Origin of the sequence: Tenacibaculum ascidiaceicola (genome assembly GCF_047470925.1) — a bacterium.
In the GTDB taxonomy this organism is placed as follows: domain Bacteria; phylum Bacteroidota; class Bacteroidia; order Flavobacteriales; family Flavobacteriaceae; genus Polaribacter; species Polaribacter discolor.
Map to the genome: position 1 here is coordinate 81,759 of NZ_JAZKJP010000002.1, position 19,212 is coordinate 100,970.

Annotated in this window: 18 protein-coding genes; 6 read left to right on the forward strand and 12 right to left on the reverse strand. The window is 30.7% G+C overall.

All coding sequences use genetic code 11. The annotated features are described in order from the left end of the window. Positions 1-16 precede the first annotated feature (16 nt). Together VBY68_RS00820 and VBY68_RS00825 are read right to left on the reverse strand one after the other, a co-directional pair. Complete coding sequence (locus VBY68_RS00820) at positions 17-694, reverse strand: GNAT family N-acetyltransferase (protein ID WP_415268563.1); 678 nt, start codon at positions 692-694, stop codon at positions 17-19. Further along, on the reverse strand, positions 687-1,574 hold the full coding sequence (locus VBY68_RS00825) for a TIGR01777 family oxidoreductase (RefSeq protein WP_273693792.1): 888 nt from the start codon (positions 1,572-1,574) through the stop codon (positions 687-689). Before VBY68_RS00825 ends, VBY68_RS00820 begins: the two co-directional genes overlap by 8 nt. Before the next feature lie 193 nt (positions 1,575-1,767). Between VBY68_RS00825 and VBY68_RS00830 the strand changes: the two genes are divergently transcribed. The 4 genes from VBY68_RS00830 to VBY68_RS00845 all read left to right on the forward strand — a co-directional run bounded on the left by VBY68_RS00830 (position 1,768) and on the right by VBY68_RS00845 (position 6,636). Beyond that, positions 1,768-2,418 carry a DUF4331 family protein gene (locus VBY68_RS00830; RefSeq protein ID WP_415268564.1) on the forward strand — a complete coding sequence of 217 codons (651 nt, stop codon included), beginning with the start codon at positions 1,768-1,770 and terminating at the stop codon, positions 2,416-2,418. Between the two features lie 28 nt (positions 2,419-2,446). Next, positions 2,447-3,007, forward strand: a complete 561-nt coding sequence (locus VBY68_RS00835; RefSeq protein ID WP_415268565.1) for a DUF4331 family protein — start codon at positions 2,447-2,449, stop codon at positions 3,005-3,007. An 89-nt stretch (positions 3,008-3,096) separates the two neighbouring features. Beyond that, positions 3,097-4,392 (forward strand): tetratricopeptide repeat protein, encoded by a 1,296-nt coding sequence (locus tag VBY68_RS00840; RefSeq protein ID WP_415268566.1) that lies wholly within the window; start codon positions 3,097-3,099, stop codon positions 4,390-4,392. Positions 4,393-4,407: 15 nt separating this feature from the next. Then, positions 4,408-6,636, forward strand: coding sequence for a TonB-dependent receptor (locus VBY68_RS00845; protein ID WP_415268567.1), 2,229 nt, complete (start codon positions 4,408-4,410; stop codon positions 6,634-6,636). A 112-nt stretch (positions 6,637-6,748) separates the two neighbouring features. Here VBY68_RS00845 and VBY68_RS00850 read toward each other — a convergent pair whose 3' ends face one another. The 7 genes from VBY68_RS00850 to VBY68_RS00880 all read right to left on the reverse strand — a co-directional run bounded on the left by VBY68_RS00850 (position 6,749) and on the right by VBY68_RS00880 (position 13,307). Continuing rightward, positions 6,749-7,546, reverse strand: a complete 798-nt coding sequence (locus VBY68_RS00850; RefSeq protein ID WP_415268568.1) for an anti-sigma factor — start codon at positions 7,544-7,546, stop codon at positions 6,749-6,751. After that, positions 7,546-8,073 carry an RNA polymerase sigma factor gene (locus tag VBY68_RS00855; RefSeq protein ID WP_099213755.1) on the reverse strand — a complete coding sequence of 176 codons (528 nt, stop codon included), beginning with the start codon at positions 8,071-8,073 and terminating at the stop codon, positions 7,546-7,548. The genes VBY68_RS00850 and VBY68_RS00855 overlap by 1 nt, the downstream gene beginning before the upstream one ends. A gap of 165 nt (positions 8,074-8,238) precedes the next feature. Continuing rightward, entirely contained in the window at positions 8,239-9,621 is a 1,383-nt protein-coding gene (locus VBY68_RS00860) for a zinc-dependent metalloprotease (RefSeq protein ID WP_415268569.1), read from the reverse strand. Between the two features lie 120 nt (positions 9,622-9,741). Beyond that, complete coding sequence (locus VBY68_RS00865) at positions 9,742-10,833, reverse strand: DUF5117 domain-containing protein (RefSeq protein WP_415268570.1); 1,092 nt, start codon at positions 10,831-10,833, stop codon at positions 9,742-9,744. Positions 10,834-10,920: 87 nt separating this feature from the next. Then, positions 10,921-11,487 (reverse strand): YdeI/OmpD-associated family protein, encoded by a 567-nt coding sequence (locus VBY68_RS00870; RefSeq protein WP_099213753.1) that lies wholly within the window; start codon positions 11,485-11,487, stop codon positions 10,921-10,923. A gap of 3 nt (positions 11,488-11,490) precedes the next feature. Beyond that, a complete protein-coding gene (locus VBY68_RS00875; protein ID WP_415268571.1) occupies positions 11,491-12,819 on the reverse strand; it encodes a M28 family peptidase in 1,329 nt (442 codons plus the stop codon). 104 nt (positions 12,820-12,923) lie between these two features. Continuing rightward, positions 12,924-13,307: a DUF6249 domain-containing protein gene (locus VBY68_RS00880; RefSeq protein WP_028890977.1), complete on the reverse strand. Its 384-nt coding sequence runs from the start codon at positions 13,305-13,307 to the stop codon at positions 12,924-12,926. Positions 13,308-13,480: 173 nt separating this feature from the next. On the opposite strand from VBY68_RS00880, the gene VBY68_RS00885 reads away from it, so the two are divergent. Together VBY68_RS00885 and VBY68_RS00890 are read left to right on the forward strand one after the other, a co-directional pair. Beyond that, the gene (locus VBY68_RS00885; protein WP_415268696.1) at positions 13,481-14,029 is read left to right on the forward strand and encodes an RNA polymerase sigma factor; all 549 of its coding nucleotides are present in this window, start codon (positions 13,481-13,483) and stop codon (positions 14,027-14,029) included. Further along, complete coding sequence (locus VBY68_RS00890; protein WP_415268572.1) at positions 14,016-14,426, forward strand: hypothetical protein; 411 nt, start codon at positions 14,016-14,018, stop codon at positions 14,424-14,426. Before VBY68_RS00885 ends, VBY68_RS00890 begins: the two co-directional genes overlap by 14 nt. Positions 14,427-14,485: 59 nt before the next feature. Here VBY68_RS00890 and VBY68_RS00895 read toward each other — a convergent pair whose 3' ends face one another. The 3 genes from VBY68_RS00895 to VBY68_RS00905 form a co-directional block, all read right to left on the reverse strand. Next, entirely contained in the window at positions 14,486-16,300 is a 1,815-nt protein-coding gene (locus VBY68_RS00895) for a DUF885 domain-containing protein (protein WP_415268573.1), read from the reverse strand. A gap of 57 nt (positions 16,301-16,357) precedes the next feature. After that, on the reverse strand, positions 16,358-16,969 hold the full coding sequence (locus VBY68_RS00900) for an SGNH/GDSL hydrolase family protein (RefSeq protein ID WP_415268574.1): 612 nt from the start codon (positions 16,967-16,969) through the stop codon (positions 16,358-16,360). A gap of 107 nt (positions 16,970-17,076) precedes the next feature. Then, positions 17,077-18,810 (reverse strand): ankyrin repeat domain-containing protein, encoded by a 1,734-nt coding sequence (locus tag VBY68_RS00905; RefSeq protein ID WP_415268575.1) that lies wholly within the window; start codon positions 18,808-18,810, stop codon positions 17,077-17,079. Positions 18,811-19,212 lie beyond the last annotated feature (402 nt).

Consider the following 19,212-nt stretch of genomic DNA (forward strand, 5'->3'; position numbering starts at 1 on the left):
AGAAATTTCTGAGCTCTTATTTTTTATGAAAAAACCACCAATTCATATCTCTTGTTAGTTTATATCCCAACTTTTCATAAAGTTGTATTGCTGGATTTCCTTTATTGGTATGTAAAATAGGATGTTTTCCATCTTTTAAAATTTCTTTAGTAACATGTTGAGAAAGTTGTTTAGCTAATCCTTTTCTGGTATGCTCAGGGTGAGTGACTACAGCACTAAGTTCAATAAAATTGTCAGTTTGCATGCGTTGTCCAGTTACAGCAACAAGTTTATTATTCTTAAAAATTCCAAAATACTTTCCCATATCAAATGTTCTTTTTCTGTAATAACCAGGCATTACTAACCATACTAGGTTATAAATTTCATCAACATGTTTTTCAGTTAATGGTATAATCTCTTCGGTAATGTCAACATCTGTTATGTTTTCTAAAACCATTTGACAGCCATCAATCTTTTTGTACAGAAGAATTTTATCTTTGTCGTAAGTAGGAGTTTTATTTTCAGAAACCAAAAAGAATTGATCTGTAAGTTTCGAATATTCATTTAAAGCTTCAGTAGTTTTTGAAGCATCAGTAAAAGCACCGAAAGGACAAACTGTAGGATTATAAAATTTCACACTATCATAATTGATAGCAAATTTTTGATGTGTTTCACACAACGAATGCCAAACAGGATTTTCAAGCTTATTATTCATTATAAATATTAGTTAAAGCAGTTTTTAAGGTTGGAAAAATAAAAGTATAATTATTATTTGTTTTTTTAGAAGAAACTCTACTTCCTTTTAATAAGATATAAGCCATTTCTCCTAAAGCAGTTTTTAAAATAAATGAAGGAGCGTTCATTGGAAGTACTGGTTTATTAATACTTTTTCCAAGTAATTTTGTAAAACTTTCGTTGGTTTGATGTTCAGGAGCAACAGCGTTAAAAATACCATTAAAGTCTTTGTCTTCTATTGCTTTTGAATAGAGTTCACATAAATCATCAATATGAATCCAAGGCATATATTGTTTACCGTTTCCTAAGGCAGATAAAAATAAAGGAGTATTCATTTTTTGTAAAGCCCCTCCATTTTTTGAAAGAACGACACCAGTTCGTAAAATGGTTACAGGAATATCTATTTGTTCAAATTGAAGAGCAGCATTCTCCCATTTTACACAAATTTTAGAGATAAAATCATTTTCAGGTTTATCTTTTTCTGTAAATACTTTGTCAGAAGTAACAGCTCCATAATATCCTATACCAGAAGCAGAAATAAATTTTTCAAGAGGTACTTGGTATTCTTGTACTTTATTGAACAGTAAATTAGCTGTTTTTACACGGCTATTTATCAATTCTTTCTTTCTTTCATTAGTCCATCGTTTATCTGCTATACCTGCTCCAGCTAAGTGAATAATATGGCTAACATTGTTAAAAGCATCCTTATCAATAAAACTTTCTTTTACATTCCAGCGAAACTCATTATTCTTTTTAGGTGTTCGGGTAAGAATGTTTACCACATGCCCTTTACTAGTTAATTTTTTGGTTAACTCTTTTCCAATTAACCCTGTTCCGCCTGTAATTAATATTGTAGCCATAGTACTCAAAAATAAACATTCATTTTTAAAGAAATGAATAGATAAAAGAAGAGTATAAAAAAAATCACCTGTAATCCCTTTAAAATAGGAGGGTTTCATGTTTTTATAAAAAAAAGTTAAAAAAATAAAAACCGTCATTACTATTTTCTCGTAAGTATGGTTGAATGAGTAATTAACTTTAAAATTTACAACCATGAAAAAAATGAAATTAATTATTGGAGCCGGTGCTTTAGCATTAATAGGTTTAGTCTTATTAGCAGCCGATCACATTGATGCTCCAAACGTAACAGGAGGCTCAAGTGATATTACAGACTTTTATGCTTTCCAAGGAGATAATACAAGCAATCTTGTTTTTGTAGCAAATATTCAGGGATTATTAAGCCCTTCAGCTACAGCGTCAGCAAGTTTTGATGAAAATGTATTGATTGAATTTAATATCGATAACAATGATGACAAAGTTGAAGATTTAGTAATTCAAGCAATTCCAAGAGATGGAAAAATGTACTTTTTTGGTCCATATAGTCCATCAACAACTGGTTTAACTAGTATGTTACCACAAGATGGGTCAGAGTATGGTGTTTCTATAACTCCTTATGGATCTAGTGCCATAGTTGGTAGTAAAGGAGGAATGCAATTTTTTGCAGGACCTAGAGACGATCCTTTCTTTATGGATTTTGCTCAATACGGTGAAATTATTGCAGGAAATGCAGGTGGTTTTAATGATCCAGGAGCAGATACTTTTGCAGGTACTAATGTATTATCAGTAGTAGTAGAGGTACCAAAATCTATGATTGGAGGCTCAGGTACTATTAATACTTGGGTAGAAACAAAAACGAAGCAGTAAAAAACAATCAACTTTAAAATTCAAAGACATGAAACTTAACAATATAAAAATCTTAGCAATTTCAATCCTATCAATTTTTGCCTTAGCAAGTTGTAGTGATGATGATAATAATGTACCACCAATGGCTTCTATTGACTTCTCGGGAAGTTACATGCAAAAAGACCAAATGGGTAGACCAGCAGTGAATACTGTTTTTGTAAATAGCGATATGAAAGATGCATTTAATGTAACAATACCATCTGAGCAAGGAGCAAATTTTGCAGCAATGTTTGAAACGAATTTAAAAGCGTTAAGCCCTGCATATGCAAATGCTGGAGATACGAATGCATTAGGTTTAGACGCTGCAACTTTTGCGAGTGTTTTAGCTACCGATGTATTAACCGTTTCATTGGATGGTACAACAACTTTTTACGATGGAACCAATGTGTTAACAGGTAGAGCTTTAGCAGATGATGTGATTACCGTTGAGCTATTATTGATTTTTGGAGGAGAAGACTTTTCTGAAAATCCAACATTATCAGATGATCATGTAGATGCAAATGATAAAGACTTTTTAAGCTCTTTTCCATATTTGGCAAGTCCTTGGTAAAACAGGATGACAAAACCTCCTATAATTAAAATTGGTTGCTTTTTAGCAACCAATTTTTAAACAAACTATTAACTAAAAATCCTTCTAAAATGAAAACTATTAAAATAATTATATGTGCTATTCTAAGTAGTAGTATATTGAGTTGTACAACTTCAAAAACAACAAAAGTAGCTAGCCAAGAAGAGTATAATAAGTACTTACAAAAAACAGTAGTTACTTCAGAATCGTTAGCTCAAAAAGAACTAGATTTTTGGCAGAAAAAATTAAACAATCAGCCAACACAGTATCCATATTTAAGTAAAATAGCAAAGGCTAATACATTACTTTTCTCAGAAAAAGGAAATATTTCTTACTTGATAGAAGCGGAAAAGAAGCTGTTAAAAATTAATCAAAAAACGAATTATAACAAAGCTTCACATTTACGATCTCTAGCAAGAAACTATATCTCTCAACATCGATTTAAAGAATCGTTAGAACTACTAAAAAAAGCCGAGGTAAATGGAGAGAACTTAAATGCTACTCAAAAAATGTTATTTGATGTTTATTTAGAGTTAGGTGAACCTAATAAAGCTTCTAAATACTTAGCTAAAATTGAAAACTATGCTGACTTTGATTATCTAATAAGAGTTTCTAAATGGCATGATTATAAAGGAGATTTGTCTTCAGCAATTCGATTTATGGAAAAGGCTATGAAAAAAGCAGAAGAAGCTAATAATAAAGATTTAAAAGCATGGAGTTATACCAATTTAGCTGACTTTTATGGGCATAACGGTCAAATAAAGGATTCTTATAATTTATACTTAAAAGCATTAGAACTAGATAACAGTAATGCGTATGCAAAAAAAGGTATTGCTTGGATTGTATATTCTCATGATAAAAAAGCAGATGAAGCACTACGAATTTTAGATATTATAAGCAACGAACATTCTTCTCCAGATTACTATTTGTTAAAGGCAGAAATAGCCGAGTTTAAGAATAATTTAACAATGAAAGAAAGTAATATAGAGGTATATTTATCGGCTGTAAAAAATAGCTCATATGGTGTAATGTATAATCAGCATCTAGCTAAATTATATTTAGAAGAATTTAATGACACATCTAGTGCATTATCATACATCGAAAAAGAAATAGAAAGTAGGCCTACGCCACAATCTTACGATTTACTAGCCTGGTATTATTACAAAAATAAAGACTTTAAAAAAGCTTTAGAAGTAATTAATACACATGTAGTAGATAAAACTTTCGAGCCCGAAATACAGTATCATATAGCTGAAATTTACAAAGCAAATGGAATTAATGATAAAGCTATGGCTTTAAAAGATGAGTTATTAGAAAGCTCTTTTGAATTAGGTCCGTTGATGACAGAAAAAATTTTAAGTATATAATTAAACCCCAGTATTTTGAAAGCAAAGATTTTATTTTTAGCATTACTGCTAGGTAGTTGCCATGTATTTTCACAAGAATTTAAAGGAAAGGTATTTAATACCAATAAAAAGCCTTTAGAGAATGTATATGTATATAATACTACCAGTAATAGCCACACACATACGAAAGTTAATGGAGAATTTATCTTAGATAATTCAAAAGCAGGAGATATTATTGAGTTTGGGATTTTAGGGTATAAAAAAATCAATTTACAATTAAAGAAAAGTGATTTAAAATCTCCTAAGACAGTTCTTTTAGAGATGAAAAGTTTTTTGTTAGATGAAATGGTATTGTCTAATAAAAGAGATCCATTACAAACAATTGTTAGAGTTGATTTAGATAAAAAACCAGTAAACTCATCTCAACAAATTTTACAACGAGTACCGGGGCTTTTTATAGGTCAACACGCTGGAGGAGGAAAAGCTGAACAAATATTTTTAAGAGGTTTTGATATTGATCACGGTACTGATATAGCATTGTCGGTAGACGGAACACCTGTAAATATGGTTTCTCATGCTCATGGACAAGGATATAGTGATTTACATTTCATTATTCCTGAAACTATTGAAAAAATTAACTTCGGAAAAGGACCTTATTATGCTAGTAAAGGAGATTTTAATACAGCTGGATATGTAGACTTTAAAACAAAAACATATTTAGAAAACAGTAGAGTAGAAGTAGGTATTGGACAATTCAATACATTTAGAACATTAGGTATGTTTAATTTGTTAGATAAAAACAGTACAGATAATGCTTATGTTGCTATTGAATATTTAGAAACAGATGGTTTTGTAGAGTCTCCACAAAATTTTAGTCGAATTAATATTTTTACAAAGTATAGAACTTTTTTAAAAGATAATAGTAGTTTGTCATTATCAGCTTCGCATTTTACGAGTAAGTGGGATGCTTCAGGACAAATACCACAGAGAGAAGTAGACAATGGAAATATTACTCGTTTTGGTTCAATTGATGATACTGAAGGAGGAACAACTTCACGAACGAACATAAACTTAGAACATTCAAAAGTTTTAAAGAATGATGTTAGTGTAACTTCAAACGTTTTCTATTCAAATTATAATTTCAATTTATTTTCAAACTTTACTTTCTTCTTAGAAGACCCTGTAAACGGAGATCAAATAAAGCAAACTGAAAACAGAGATGTTTTCGGGTTTAACACACAGTTTAAAAAGAAAACACAATTATCAAATACACCTGTAGAGTTAACTTTCGGAACAGGTTTACGTGCTGATATTGTAGATAATTTAGAGTTATCGCATACGCTTCAAAGAAAAGAAGTATTAGATCAAATTCAATTAGGAAAGGTAAATCAAACGAATTATTATGCCTTTGTAAATAGTGAATTTGAGTTTGGAAAGTTTATGGTAGCACCGGCGTTACGTTTAGATTATTTAAAATTTAACTACAATGATTACTTATTAGATGAGTACAAAACATTTTCTAAATCACAAGTAGTAGTAAACCCTAAAATAAATGTAACCTATACTCCAAATACTAAAATTCAATGGTTTTTAAAATCAGGAATAGGTTTTCACTCAAATGATACTAGGGTAGTGGCTACACAACCTAATAGGAAAACATTACCAAGAGCTTATGGTGTTGATTTAGGAACTGTTTGGAAGCCTACTTCAAAAGTAGCTATAAATACAGCATTATGGTATTTACTTTCAGAAGATGAATTAGTATATGTTGGAGATGCTGGTATTGTAGAGCCTTCAGGAGAAGCACAACGTTATGGTATTGATTTAGGGATTAGATATCAATTAACAGATTGGTTATATTTTGATAGTGATGCTACTTTTACAAAAGCAGAAAGTGTTGACGATCCGTCTGGAGAAAACAATATTCCTTTAGCTCCTAAAGTGACAGTAACAGGAGGACTATCAGTAAATAATTATAAGAATTTTTCAGGAGGTATAAATTACAGATACTTGGGAGATAGACCTGCGAATGAAGATAACTCAATAGTAGCAGAAGGTTATTTTGTTACCGATGTAAATATTAGTTATAAAATAAACAACATAACATTAGGCGTATCGTTAGAAAATATTTTTGATGTTGCTTGGAATGAAACACAGTTTGCTACGGAATCGAGGTTGCAAAATGAGCCAAACCCAGTAGAGGAAATTCACTTTACACCAGGAACTCCATTTTCTGCAAAAGCTACAATACGATATTCTTTTTAGAAATTATGATAGTCCGGGGGGACTTGATAAGTTGTCATTTTTTTAGAAGGATTAATGTCAACAAAAATATAGCCGCTTTAAGCGGCTATATTAATTTATAAGTAATTATTATTTATACTGCACCTAGAGTATATAATTGTTCTAAAGTAGGTGTTTCGCTTCCACCTGCAGGCTCTAAAGTAATACCGAAAGCTTGTGAATCATTAGGGTTATTAATAGTAAATATTTTATTATCACTAGCAGTAAAGTTATCTATAGTACCTAAACTGGTTGGAGATAACGGATCAAGTTTTAAAGACCATACTTGGTATACCTTTCCTTTTGGTGGATCAGGTAAACCTTGAACATCTAAGTAAATGTTTTTAGAGTTTTTGTTCCAGTATACTTTTGCATAAGCTTCTGGATATACTTTTTGTCCTTGTAAAGGAACCGTAACTATGTCTTTACTTCTTATTACTGCTAAAAGTTTTTTGTTTTCAGCTAAATCGGTATTTGTTTTGTCTAACTGAATTTCATATTGCTCTTTAGCCTCATTAATAGTGTCTATTTGACCTTGTAAATTAGCACTCTTATTTAAAGATAAAATTAAAGTACTCCCAACAACTAAGGCAGCAGCCCATCCAGTATAAGTTACCCAATTATTCTTTGATGTTCGTAAAGGAATTGTCTTTGCTGAATCTTCTTTTTCTTGTAACATTTTTATTAAAACATTTTTAAAAGAATTTTTAGCATCTTTAGGAGCAACATGAGAAGTAAGAATAGAAATAGATTTTTCAATCTCTTTTACTTCTTCTAAAATCTCAGGATGTTCCATCATCAAGCTATATACCTGCTCATTTTCTTTATCAGAAAGAGCTCCAGCTATGTACAGTTCTAGTATTCCAGATTCTATGTGTTTATTTGTAGCCATTATTTAAGCATAAGTCTTAATTCGTTAATACAATTTCGGCTTCTAGTTTTTACAGTGCCAAGAGGCATTTTTAAACTTTCAGAAACCTCTTTTTGTGTAAAGCCTTTAAAGTAAAGAAGCTCTATAACCTTAATACAAGTATCTTTTAACTTGTTTACAAAGTTTTTTATACCAATTGCATCAGTTTTAGAGTCTAAACTGTCGTGGTTCTCTAATATATCTACGAAAATTTCGGCATCAAGGTTTTTAGAACTGTTCTTAAAGTTTTTAGATCTTGTTTTATCAATAGCTGCATTTCTAGCAATATTTATAATCCATGTGAAAAAACGTCCTTTTTTTTCGGAATATGTACTTGCATTATTCCAAGCTTTTATAAAAACATCTTGTGTTATTTCTTCTGCTATTGTTTGATCTCTAACAATATTGTAAACTACACCAGTAACACTTTGTTTGTACATCTCGTAGAGGCTTTCAAAAGCTTTTACATCTTTGTTTTTAAAATTTTTAACGAGGGATTCTAGTTGCATATAGTTGATTGATTGGAGTACAAAATACTAAAAATCATTTAAAATATACCTAAATATCTTTTCTATTAGGTTTATAGCTTTGTGATTAAAAGTTATAAGTGTAAAGTAAAAAAGAAACCCCATCATTATATAATGATGGGGCTGTATTATAACTCTTAAATAATGTTACTTTATATCTTTAAGATTATTATTAATTAAGAGTTTTAATTGACTCTTATGAGCTTTTGTAGCAATATTACCAACACCATTACTTACCCATGATTTAATTCTGTTTAAGTTGTATAAAGCCATAGCTTTAGAGGCATTTGTATATTTACTTTTACCATTAACCATTTTTAATAACATCTTAGTATACTCAGTTTGTAAGTTCTGACGGAAAGAATTTATATTGGTATTTACATCAGCTCTAAAAATTGCGTTATTAAGATCAGTCATAAAAGTAGACAGTTTATATTGGTTTCCATATAATTCAGAATCAGAAATTCTTTGTAAAGTATTTCTATGTAAAATATGGTTTAAGACCCTTTTTTGGTAACTTAAAACTTGCGCGTGGATTTTTGGATCTTCTGGACCTGAGAAAAAGTTATAGCCACGTCTTTGTCTGGCTAGATAATTATACAAGTCTTTAGGTGCTTTAAAAGCATTAGGAGCAAAAACATAAGTTTTTAAAGCTTCCATAGCTCTTTTTTGATCAGCTAAACTAACTGGGGTGTAAGGTTTTGTTGCTCCTTCTTGACCAGATACAGCTCTGTCAACATAAACACCACCTATAAATCTAGAAATTACATCACCAGCTCTAGCAGCTTGACCGTTTAAGATGTAATAAGCATTTCTAAGCTCTTCGTAGGTTTCTCCATCTTTTGAAAAACGTTGTTTAATGTCTTTCATTATCTTATTAGACAATTTAATACGATCAATAGAATACTTAATTTGATCGTTTGATAAATCACCTGTCATAACACGAGGGTCGATTGCCTTACCAGGAGAACGCATATCATCAGCGTCGTTACCAAAAATCAATTCTGGTTTTGTTGATTGTGATAATAAAGCATCCATTTCAGCTCTATTTTTAAAAGGAGTATAACCAAATTGAATAGCCCAAATATCATAAGGCCCTAAGGCAGTATCGTAATATTGGCCTTGTTTACTTCTATCAAGTGTTAGGTTAATAGCAGCATAATCCATTACAGAACTAGTTAAACATTTTCCTTTTATAAAATCAGCATCAGCTAATTGTTCAGGTGAAAATAACTGACTTGCTTTCATATTGTGGTTTAAACCTAATGTATGACCAACTTCGTGCATGATTAATGATTTCATAGCTTCTCTTTTCATACCTTTCATCTCTAAATCAGATGCACCTGTTGCTGCTAAAACTGTTTTACCAAACATTGTGTTTTCATGCATTAAATGACCTGCTGAACAATACATAAGGTTCTTTTCATTGTTTAAAATAGCACGAGTTTCTTCTTCTGAAGATGCTTTTGAAACATCACCAAATATTTTATTATATATCACACGATTGGTAAAGTGAACATATTCAAGCATGATATCTGCCCCTAAGATTTCTCCTGTTTTTGGGTTAACAAAACTTGGTCCGTAACCACCAAAAGGAGGGTTAGGAGAAGAAGTCCATCGTAATACATTGTAACGAACATCACCAGCATCCTATGTAGCATCATCTGGTTGAACTTTTACAACCATAGCATTTTTAAACCCAGCTTTTTCAAAAGCCTCGTTCCAAGCTAAAACTCCCTCTTTTATAGTTTCAATAAATTCTTTAGGTGTTGAGTTTTCAATCCACCAAGTAATTGGTTTTACAGGCTCTGAAATAGCTAATTCAGGATTTTTCTTAACAAGTTTCCAACGATGAATAAAATCTCTATAGTTAACAGCTTCCGTAGAGGTCATATCGTTAGTATTAGTTAAGAAATAACCTACTCTCGGGTCATCCATCCTAGTTTGATAGTTGTTTTCAGGAAGATTCATAAACGTGTGAAAAACCTTTATAGAAACATATCTACCATCTTTAATAGCTCTTGATCCTTGATTTAAAACTGAAGGATTGTTATATACATACTCAGTTTTAATATTAGTATTTTCAGGATAGTTTTTTATGGTATTTATTTTTGACTTTTTCTTGTCAAACCTACCTAGCTTGAAAGCAAAAGGTGAGCTTTTAGGAAAGTTTGGAGCTTTAATTCTAGTAAAAGCTTCAGAAATAAATAAAGGATTAGCGTCTATTAAATACTCTCCTTTTTTTTCATCAGAAGCTAAAATTTTAGTGCTAGCTATAATGGCATCACTAATATTTGCTTTTGCTGATTTAGAAATAGCGTTATTTTCATCGAAATAAAAAGAAGTATTTGGAGCTACAAATTCAATTTTATTAAAGTGTTTTTTTATGTTGAAAACACTAGAGCCTCTATAAGATCCTCTAAATGCACCAGCTTCTAGAACACCATCAGCTATTTGCGAGAAATAGATAAAATCTTTGTCTAGTTGATCTTTTTTCAATAGTAACTTAACGTCTCCAGTAACAGTATCTTGGAAGATGGTAAATAAACCGTCTAATTTTTTACTACTTTTAGTTAAGTTTTTAATTGTTTTTTTTGGTTTCTTTTTTTTAGTTTTAGAAGAAACTTCTGTTTTAGCTTTGTTCTTTCTCTTTTTCTTTTTTTGAGCGCTTATGTCTTGAATGCCCGTTATTGAAATGGTTAAAAAAAGTAAACAAACTAATTTTAATTGTTTTGTAAACATAATAAATTGTTTGAGTTGATAAATAAGGCAACCAATTTACTTTTATTATTGTTTATTATTGTTAATTAAATTATAAAATTTAACAGTTTATTTAGATTTTATATTGGCCTCACACAAACGAATAATTTCATTAATTCGTTTTGTTCTTGTGGCTTCTCTTTTAGCTTGATGTATCCAGTACAAATAACTTTTACGATAAGATGGTGCAAAGTTTTGATAGTTGTTAAAAGCAGTTGGATTTTTATCAAACTCAATTTGTAGGTCTTCAGGAACAATTAATTTTTCTACAGGGTCTAAAGCATTCCAAGAACCATTTTTTTTAGCAATTTCAACAGAAGCAATTCCGGATGGATGCATTAATTCGGAAGCAGTTAGTTCCTTGATATATTTCTTGTTCAAAGCACTCCAAACACTTTTAGGTTTTCTAGGGCAGAAATATTGTCTCCTTTTTCCATCTCCTAAACTTTTTACAGTGCTATCAATCCAACCAAAGCATAAAGCTACTTTTACGGCTTCTTCCCATCGCATGCTAGGTATGTCAACATCAACTTTGTATAAAATTAGATGAACACCGTCACTTTCATTATGGTTGTCTAACAACCAAGTTCGCCATTCAATATGAGTTTTAAAATATAAATGAGGTTTATTATGCATTTATTAACGTATAATTTTTGAAGGGAATGAAACTATACTTTCATGTCCGTTTTTGCCAACAGCACTTACACCGAAGAAGTAATTGTCTAAAACAATTCCGTCTAAAGTAAACTCAGTAGTATTTTCCACATATTTGAAATGATCCCAAGTAGGAGAAGTAGTGTCTCTCCAGTAGATTTTATATCCTTTAGCACCATCAACTTTATCCCATTGAAGTTTAGCAGAAGCTTCAACAATACCTCCAATTCCTACATTTTTAGGAGAAGGTGGTGCAGCAGCAATACTAGCTATGTTAATAGCGTTTACAGCTGTTAATTTTTTAGCGTAATCGAAGTTTACAAACTTAAGTCTATCACCATATTCAATTCCGTTTTCTGTTCTAATATCTTGGTGTTGTTGTGTGTAATTCTCATGAGCTTCCATAATTCTAATACCAGCAAAACCAGCATCGTTAAAAGGTCTGTGATGTCCACCACGACCAAATCTATCTAAACGATAAATCATTTTCGGATTCATTTCTGGCATATACGTTTTGGTAGTTTTGTATATATAGCGAGCTAGCTGACGTGAAATACCATCGACCTCACCACCATAAAAACGACGTGCTTTTCGTTGGCGTTCTGCTTCTGTTGGAGGCACAGGTTCAGAAAAGATTCTAAACGTACGATTATCAATTACGCCGTCAACACCTTTAATATTTCCTATCATGTCATTATTCATTACACCAACAATATTCCAGTTTTTTTCTTTTGCATATGTAGCTAATCCTTTTCCACCAAATAGACCTTGTTCTTCACCAGACAAACCAACATAAATAATACTGTTTTCAAAATTATAGTTACTCAAAACACGAGCAACTTCAATTGTTCCTGCCATTCCAGAAGCATTATCATTAGCTCCAGGTGCATCATCGGTAAAATTATTAGGATCGGAAATTCTTGAGTCAATATCACCACTCATTACAATGTAATTGTTAGGATATTTTGTCCCTTTTTGAATAGCAACAACATTAACGACCCAAACATCTTTGGTGATTCTGCTATTGGTTCCTTTTTTTACAAAGTCTTTTTGGTAAAATACCTCTAAACAGTTGTTGCAATCAGAAGATATTTTATCAAATTCAGATTTAATCCAACGACGTGCCGCTCCAATTCCACGAGTATTTGAAATTGTATCACTTAGTGTATGGCGTGTTCCGAAATTTGTTAGAGTAGTAATATCAGTTTTGATTCTATCTGCTGAAACAGCATTAATAATATCGTATATTTTAGTGTCGGTTTGCGCTGATATTGTTGTAGAAATTAGTAAGAATAGTACTGTGAATTTTCTCATGTTAAGGAATTTAGCTTACTAAATTACAAAACAAAAAAGAGAATAAAATCAGCTTTATTCTCTTTTAACATATTTATTAAAGTAGTTTATTATTTAAACAAACTTTATTCGTTGTCTAATTTTTTAGTTTGATTAAAACCGATTAATAAGGCCCCACCTGCACAAAGAAAAATAGATGAGATAAAGAAAACTTCTGAGTCAATAGCATTTGATGGTCTATCTGCCCAAGAACCACTATATCCAAATAAAGAACTTAAAATAGCACCTAATAAAACACCAACACCTATTCCCATAGCTAATAAAGCTAAGTTTAAGATAATTACCCTACCTGTTAATGTAGAACGCTTTTTTTCGCCTTGCATAAAAATTTTGGCATCTACACCTTTTTCAATTAAAGCTAAACGTTCCTTATTTCTTGTTGAATAGAATAAATAAAAGATTCCGAATATTACTGCAAACAAGAACATAAATACAATTGCTACTTCCATATTTTTGAGTTTAAAATGATTATTTTTAATGTGTTTACAAGTATGACAGCTACATTTAAAAAAAGGTTACAGAATATTTTTAATTTTTTTAATGAATAGTTGTAACCTTTTTTAACTAAGTACAGTCATAGTATAAAACGACTATTATTAACGATCAAACTTATATAGATAAGATCCTTAGAGGAGATGCTAATGCTTATGCTTTTTTAGTTGAAAAGTATAAAGTAATGGTGTTTTCGTTGGCGTTAAAAATGGTAAAGAGTAGAGAAGAGGCTGAAGAAATATCACAAGATACTTTTATAAAAGCTTATAAGAATTTGAGCAAGTTTAAAGGAGAGTCTAAGTTTTCTACTTGGTTATATAAAATAACATACAGAACTTGCTTAGATAGCTTAAAGAAGAATAAAGAAAGGTATAATACTGATATAATTGATGAGGTAACTATCAATAGAATTAAATCTGCTGATAGTATTTTAGAGGGTATTGAACGAAAAGAACGAGCACAAGTGATTAATAACTGTTTGTTAAGTTTACCTGAAGAAGAACGTACAATTTTGTGGATGTTTTATTTTGAAGAATTAAGTTTGAAGGAAATAGTAGAAGTAACCGATTTTTCTGAAGCGAATGTTAAAGTGAAATTACATAGAGCTAGAAAGAGTTTACTGAGTATAGTAGAGAAAAAAGTAGAACCTGAATTGATAAAACATTATGGGAGAAAATAAAGATATTAAAGAGTTGGATACTTTTACAAAAAAGTATATCAACGAAATAGAAGCAGAGACACCATCTATTGATTTTACAGCTAATATTATGGATGCGATTTTAAAAGAAGAGCAATCTTCTATTTATAAAGCAGCACCATTAATATCCAAAAGAGTATGGTTTGTATTAGCAGGTATATTAGCTGTTAGTATTTTGTTTGTATCGAAAGGAGCTTCATCAAGTTGGCTTCAAATACCCGAGATAAAAATGGATTATTTATCGAATATTCAATTGCCAAATTTATTTGAAAATATCACAGTATCAAATTTAATGCTAAGTGCTTGCTTCTTTTTTACCGTAATGGTATTTGTACAAATCTATTATTTGAAAAACCATTTTACTAGAAAATTTAACTGATAAAAAAATCCGCTTTGAGTTATCAAAGCGGATTTTTATTTTTTATTAAAGTAATGAGATTACTTTTGAGAAGCAATCCACTTGTCAATTTTGTTTTCTAATAGCGCTAAAGGAATACATCCTGTCTCTAAAACCTGATTATGGAATTCTTTAATATCGAATTTATCGCCTAATTCCTTTTTGGCTTTTGCACGTAATTCACGGATTTTCAATTGCCCTATTTTATAAGATAACGCTTGTCCAGGATTCGCCATATAACGCTCAATTTCAGAGATAATACTAGCTTCACCTTCAGCTTCGTTATCTAATGAATATTGAATTGCTTTTTCGCGACTCCAACCTTTAGCATGGATTCCTGTATCAACTACCAAACGAATAGCTCGGTGCATTTCCATACCTAACATTCCGAAGTATTGATATGGGTCTGTGTATAAACCTAATTCTTTACCTAAATTCTCAGTATATAACGCCCAACCTTCACCATAAGCGCTGTACCATAACGTTTTTCTAAAATCGGGTAAATCTTCATTTTCTTGTGTTAATGAAATTTGATAGTGATGACCAGGGATAGCTTCGTGTAAAAACAACGCTTCATCAGAAAATACATTGTATTTAGTTGCATCAGGAATAGGGGTGTAGAAAACTCCAGGACGTGTTCCATCTAATGAACCAGGGTTGTATTCAGCACTTGCAGAAGCTTCTCTGAATTTTTCAGTTTGTTTTACCACAAAAGGAGTTTTTGGTTTGTTACCAAATAACTTTTCTAATTGTGGCTTCATTTTTTCGTGAATCGCATTAAAATTATCAATGATTTGTTGTGGCTCAGTATATGGCATTAACTCCTTGTTGTTACGAACAAAATCAAAGAATTCTTTTAAACTTCCTTCAAAACCTACTTGTGCTTTTACTTTTTCCATTTCTGCCAAAATTCTAGCAACTTCTTTCAACCCTAATTCATGAATTTCATCAGCATTCATATTGGTAGTGGTATAATTTTTAATAGCATGTTGGTAGTATGCTTTTCCATTAGGAATATCAGAAATACCACTACTTTCTCTACCAGCAGCTAAATAGTCTGAGTTTAAAAACTCATACATGGCTTTGAATGACGGAATTAATTTATCATTCAACATGTTGCTATAGGCTTCTGTCAACCTTGTTTTATCAGCATCAGAAAAATCAGCTGGTAAAGTGTTTATTGGAGAATAAAATAAATGCTCTGAAAAATCTGTAATTCCTTCAGGAGAAGTTTTTACAATTGTTAAGCTTTCAAACTGTGGAATTACTTTTTTAATCAATGATTTAGGTAACACATACCCTTCATTCATTCCTTGCTGCATACGTTCTTTAGCCGATTGTAACCAAGTATTGTATTTGTCTAATCTGCTTAACCAATTGTCGTAATCTTCAACTGTTTTAAAAGGTTGTGCGCTACTACCACTTGCTAATTGTCCCATGGTAAGGTTAATTGTCCACATTTGGTTGATTGGCATTAGTAAATCATTTTTATAGCTAGCTTGTGCCAATGCCATATCACAATCCCAATCAAGAACAGCTTTGCTCATTTGTTGACTTTCGTTTAAGTCAGCGTCTTTAAAGTTGTTAAGTTTTTCTTTATAATTTTTGAAAAACTCATTACTTTTTGCTTGATATTTATCAGACAACGTATTAGGAAACTGGTCGTTAAAACGATTATCACCTGCAAAAGTCGCACTTACAGGATTTAATCGTAGTTTACCTTCGTTGTAATCTTTTAATAACTGATTGAATTCAGTATTTTCTGTAGTAGGAATGCTTACTACTTCCTTTTTTTCTTGCTTACAAGAAACTAGGAAAGTAGCTGTAGCTACTATGGTTAAGAGGATTTTCTTCATGGTTATATTTTTGAATGTGAACAAATATACCAAAAAGAAAAAGAGAGGGGTAGATTGTTAATCGTGATTAGGTAAAATAGATTCTTTAATTATATTGGATATTTTTTCATGTCCCTCAGCGTTAGGGTGAACACCATCGTAGGTGAGTAAATTCTCTTTAGTAATATCAAATTTGCTATGTACATCAATAAGATTAATGTTTTGTTTTTGTGCTATTAATAACAATGCATCGTTGTATCTTAAAATGTCTTTTAAAGACCTCTTTTTAGTATTATTATCATCTTCTATGACTGGAAGTATATTGATTAAATATACCGTAGCATTGTGTTTTAAGGCATGGTCAATACACAAGTTGAGATTATCACGAAACTTTTCTATCGAAACAGCGTTTTTACCATTTAAAGAAGCTATATCATTGGCACCATAAGCTAGAGTAACAATATTATTTCCGTCTTTTAAAAGCCTTGTATCGAATTCATTTACAAATCGTTTAATTAGACCTTCTGTTGTCTCTCCACCAATTCCCATGTTAAAAACACAAATTTCATCTTTTCTGTTTTTTAGAAAAAGTTCCATGCAGTAAGCTTTCAAACGATCTGTCCAGCCACCTTTTTCATTATCATTTTCACCTCTGGTAATACTATCTCCAAAGCAAATAATATGTGTCATAGTTTTAAATTGATATTAGTTTTTTAAGTGAAACGAAGCTAATGTTTTTTGTAGATAATTGAAAAGTAAAAAACCTCTCTGTTTTTACAAAGAGGTTTTTGAATAATTTATTTAAAGAGTTTTTTTATTTCTGAATCATTTGTTAAATCTATAGCTAGTTTTTTTGTATCATCTTTAATAGTAGTGTCTGCACCAACAGAAAGTAAATATTTTACGATTTCTTTTTGGTTTGTAATACAAGCAAAATGAAGAGCTGTTCTTCCATTTTTACTAGTTTTATCTAGATTTACTCCAGCTTTATGAAGGTATTTCACTACTTCTATTTTTGTTGAAAATATAGCAGAGTGGAGTGTAGTCATCTTAAAGTATTCTTCAACTGAGTGTACATCAGCTCCGGCATTAACTAATTGTATTAAAATCTGTAAATTTCCTTTGTATGCAGCAGTATGTATAAGAGGTTGACCTTCAGTAGTTGATGTGTCTACATTGGCTTTAGCAGTTATAAGTTGTTCTGCAATTTTTAATCTCGAATTATTTATAGCAAGATATAAAGGAGTTTCTCCATCATTACTAACAGCTTCTATATTAGCATTGTTGTTAATTAAATAACTAGCTACTTTATCATGGCCTTTTCTTATTGCTAAATGTAAGGGCGTTTGTTTGTCTAACCTTGGTATATTTATATCGGCGCCAGATTTAATCAAGTATTTTACAATTTCTAAATAACCTTTTTCTGCTGCTTTAGAAATAGGAGTTTCACCAAACATATTTTGTTTGTTTATATCTGCTGATTGTTTAGTTAAAAACTGAACGATCTCTAAGTGATTATTTTGAGTTGCTAAAAATAAAGCTGTGTTGTCCATCAAATTAATTGTTCTTATGGGGGCTTTATGTAAAACCAAGAGTTTTACAATATCTAAATAACCATTTTCTGCAGCGATCATTAATGCTGTATCTTTATTTGACTTATATTTCAATAAAACGTTTGCACCTTTTTCAAGTAATAATTTTACAATTTCTTTTTGGTTTTGAGAAACGGTTCTGTATAGAACAGATTCACCTAATCTATCTAATAAATTGAGATCTGCTCCAGCCTCAATCAATATTTTTATAATTTCTGAATTATTGTTATACACAGCCATATAAAGGGGAGATAAACCAAGTTTGCCAGTTAAATTTACTGAAGCACCTTTTGAAAGTAATAATTTAACTATAGATTTATAATTTTGTCTAGCTGCCATAGAAAGTGGCGAAATTTTAGCAACTAAGTTAATATCTGCTCCAGCATTAATTAATAGTTCAACTATATTTAATTGATTGGATTCAACGGCCAATAAAAGAGGAGTATAGTTGTTTTTATCAATATGATTAATTTCTGCACCTTTTGAAAGTATTAAACCAACAAGTTCAATATAACCTTTATCAATGGCTAAGGATAATGGTTTTAAAAAGCTTTCTTTAGGTTCATTTACGTTTGATCCTTTTAAAATAAGCATCTTAGCAAGCTCTTTATGTTTATTTTTTATGGCATTTGTTAATGGAGTAAAATTATTTTTATTCACTTTGTTTATTAAAGCTCCAGATTTAATTAGGTATTCAGCAATTTCTAAATGACCTTTATATGATGCCCAATGCAAAGAAGTATTTTGTAAATCGTCTTCATAATTTACGTTAGCCCCGTTTTTAATTATCTTTTTAATTACGCTGATATCAGCATTGTTCTTTTTTATTTCTTTTATAAGCTTAACATGTATAGAGTCATTTGATATACAGCTAATGGTAAATAAAAATTGAGATAAAAATAGAAGTAGAGATATAGTTGATTTTCGATATACTAGCATTTGGTTTTTTCTTTTTTGTTAAAAACAATTTTATAATTAGTGTTATTTTTAAGGTGTTTAATATCCAAGGAAATTACTATAAAAAAGTATATATAAGTAATAAGTATGGTGGTTTTCTTTTTTTTGAGTTTGTTGAAGATACCTTTTTAGTTAGATAGTAAACTATAATTGATTTTATTAATTGGTATTAGTAATTAATTCAGTTTAAAACGAAACTTCCGTTTTTTTATTTTACTGTAAAACAAAAGTCTTTGCTTATGATTAAGGGATTTTAAATGTTAATTACCTGTAATTTTTATAGCATTTAAATGGTGTAGTAAAATGATTTATTAGTTGTAGGATAAACATTGTGGTGACAACTATAAAAAAAGAACCCTCCTTTTTTTAGAAAGAGGGTTCTAA

Coding starts and splice junctions, on each gene's coding strand:
- VBY68_RS00850 (WP_415268568.1), bottom strand. CDS start 7,546: ATGGCTACAAATAAACACATAGAATCTGGAATACTAGAACTGTACATA.
- VBY68_RS00855 (WP_099213755.1), bottom strand. CDS start 8,073: ATGCAACTAGAATCCCTCGTTAAAAATTTTAAAAACAAAGATGTAAAA.
- VBY68_RS00905 (WP_415268575.1), bottom strand. CDS start 18,810: ATGCTAGTATATCGAAAATCAACTATATCTCTACTTCTATTTTTATCT.
- VBY68_RS00860 (WP_415268569.1), bottom strand. CDS start 9,621: ATGCTTGAATATGTTCACTTTACCAATCGTGTGATATATAATAAAATA.
- VBY68_RS00825 (WP_273693792.1), bottom strand. CDS start 1,574: ATGGCTACAATATTAATTACAGGCGGAACAGGGTTAATTGGAAAAGAG.
- VBY68_RS00820 (WP_415268563.1), bottom strand. CDS start 694: ATGAATAATAAGCTTGAAAATCCTGTTTGGCATTCGTTGTGTGAAACA.
- VBY68_RS00870 (WP_099213753.1), bottom strand. CDS start 11,487: ATGCATAATAAACCTCATTTATATTTTAAAACTCATATTGAATGGCGA.
- VBY68_RS00840 (WP_415268566.1), top strand. CDS start 3,097: ATGAAAACTATTAAAATAATTATATGTGCTATTCTAAGTAGTAGTATA.
- VBY68_RS00890 (WP_415268572.1), top strand. CDS start 14,016: ATGGGAGAAAATAAAGATATTAAAGAGTTGGATACTTTTACAAAAAAG.
- VBY68_RS00880 (WP_028890977.1), bottom strand. CDS start 13,307: ATGGAAGTAGCAATTGTATTTATGTTCTTGTTTGCAGTAATATTCGGA.
- VBY68_RS00835 (WP_415268565.1), top strand. CDS start 2,447: ATGAAACTTAACAATATAAAAATCTTAGCAATTTCAATCCTATCAATT.
- VBY68_RS00875 (WP_415268571.1), bottom strand. CDS start 12,819: ATGAGAAAATTCACAGTACTATTCTTACTAATTTCTACAACAATATCA.
- VBY68_RS00895 (WP_415268573.1), bottom strand. CDS start 16,300: ATGAAGAAAATCCTCTTAACCATAGTAGCTACAGCTACTTTCCTAGTT.
- VBY68_RS00830 (WP_415268564.1), top strand. CDS start 1,768: ATGAAAAAAATGAAATTAATTATTGGAGCCGGTGCTTTAGCATTAATA.
- VBY68_RS00900 (WP_415268574.1), bottom strand. CDS start 16,969: ATGACACATATTATTTGCTTTGGAGATAGTATTACCAGAGGTGAAAAT.
- VBY68_RS00865 (WP_415268570.1), bottom strand. CDS start 10,833: ATGTTTACAAAACAATTAAAATTAGTTTGTTTACTTTTTTTAACCATT.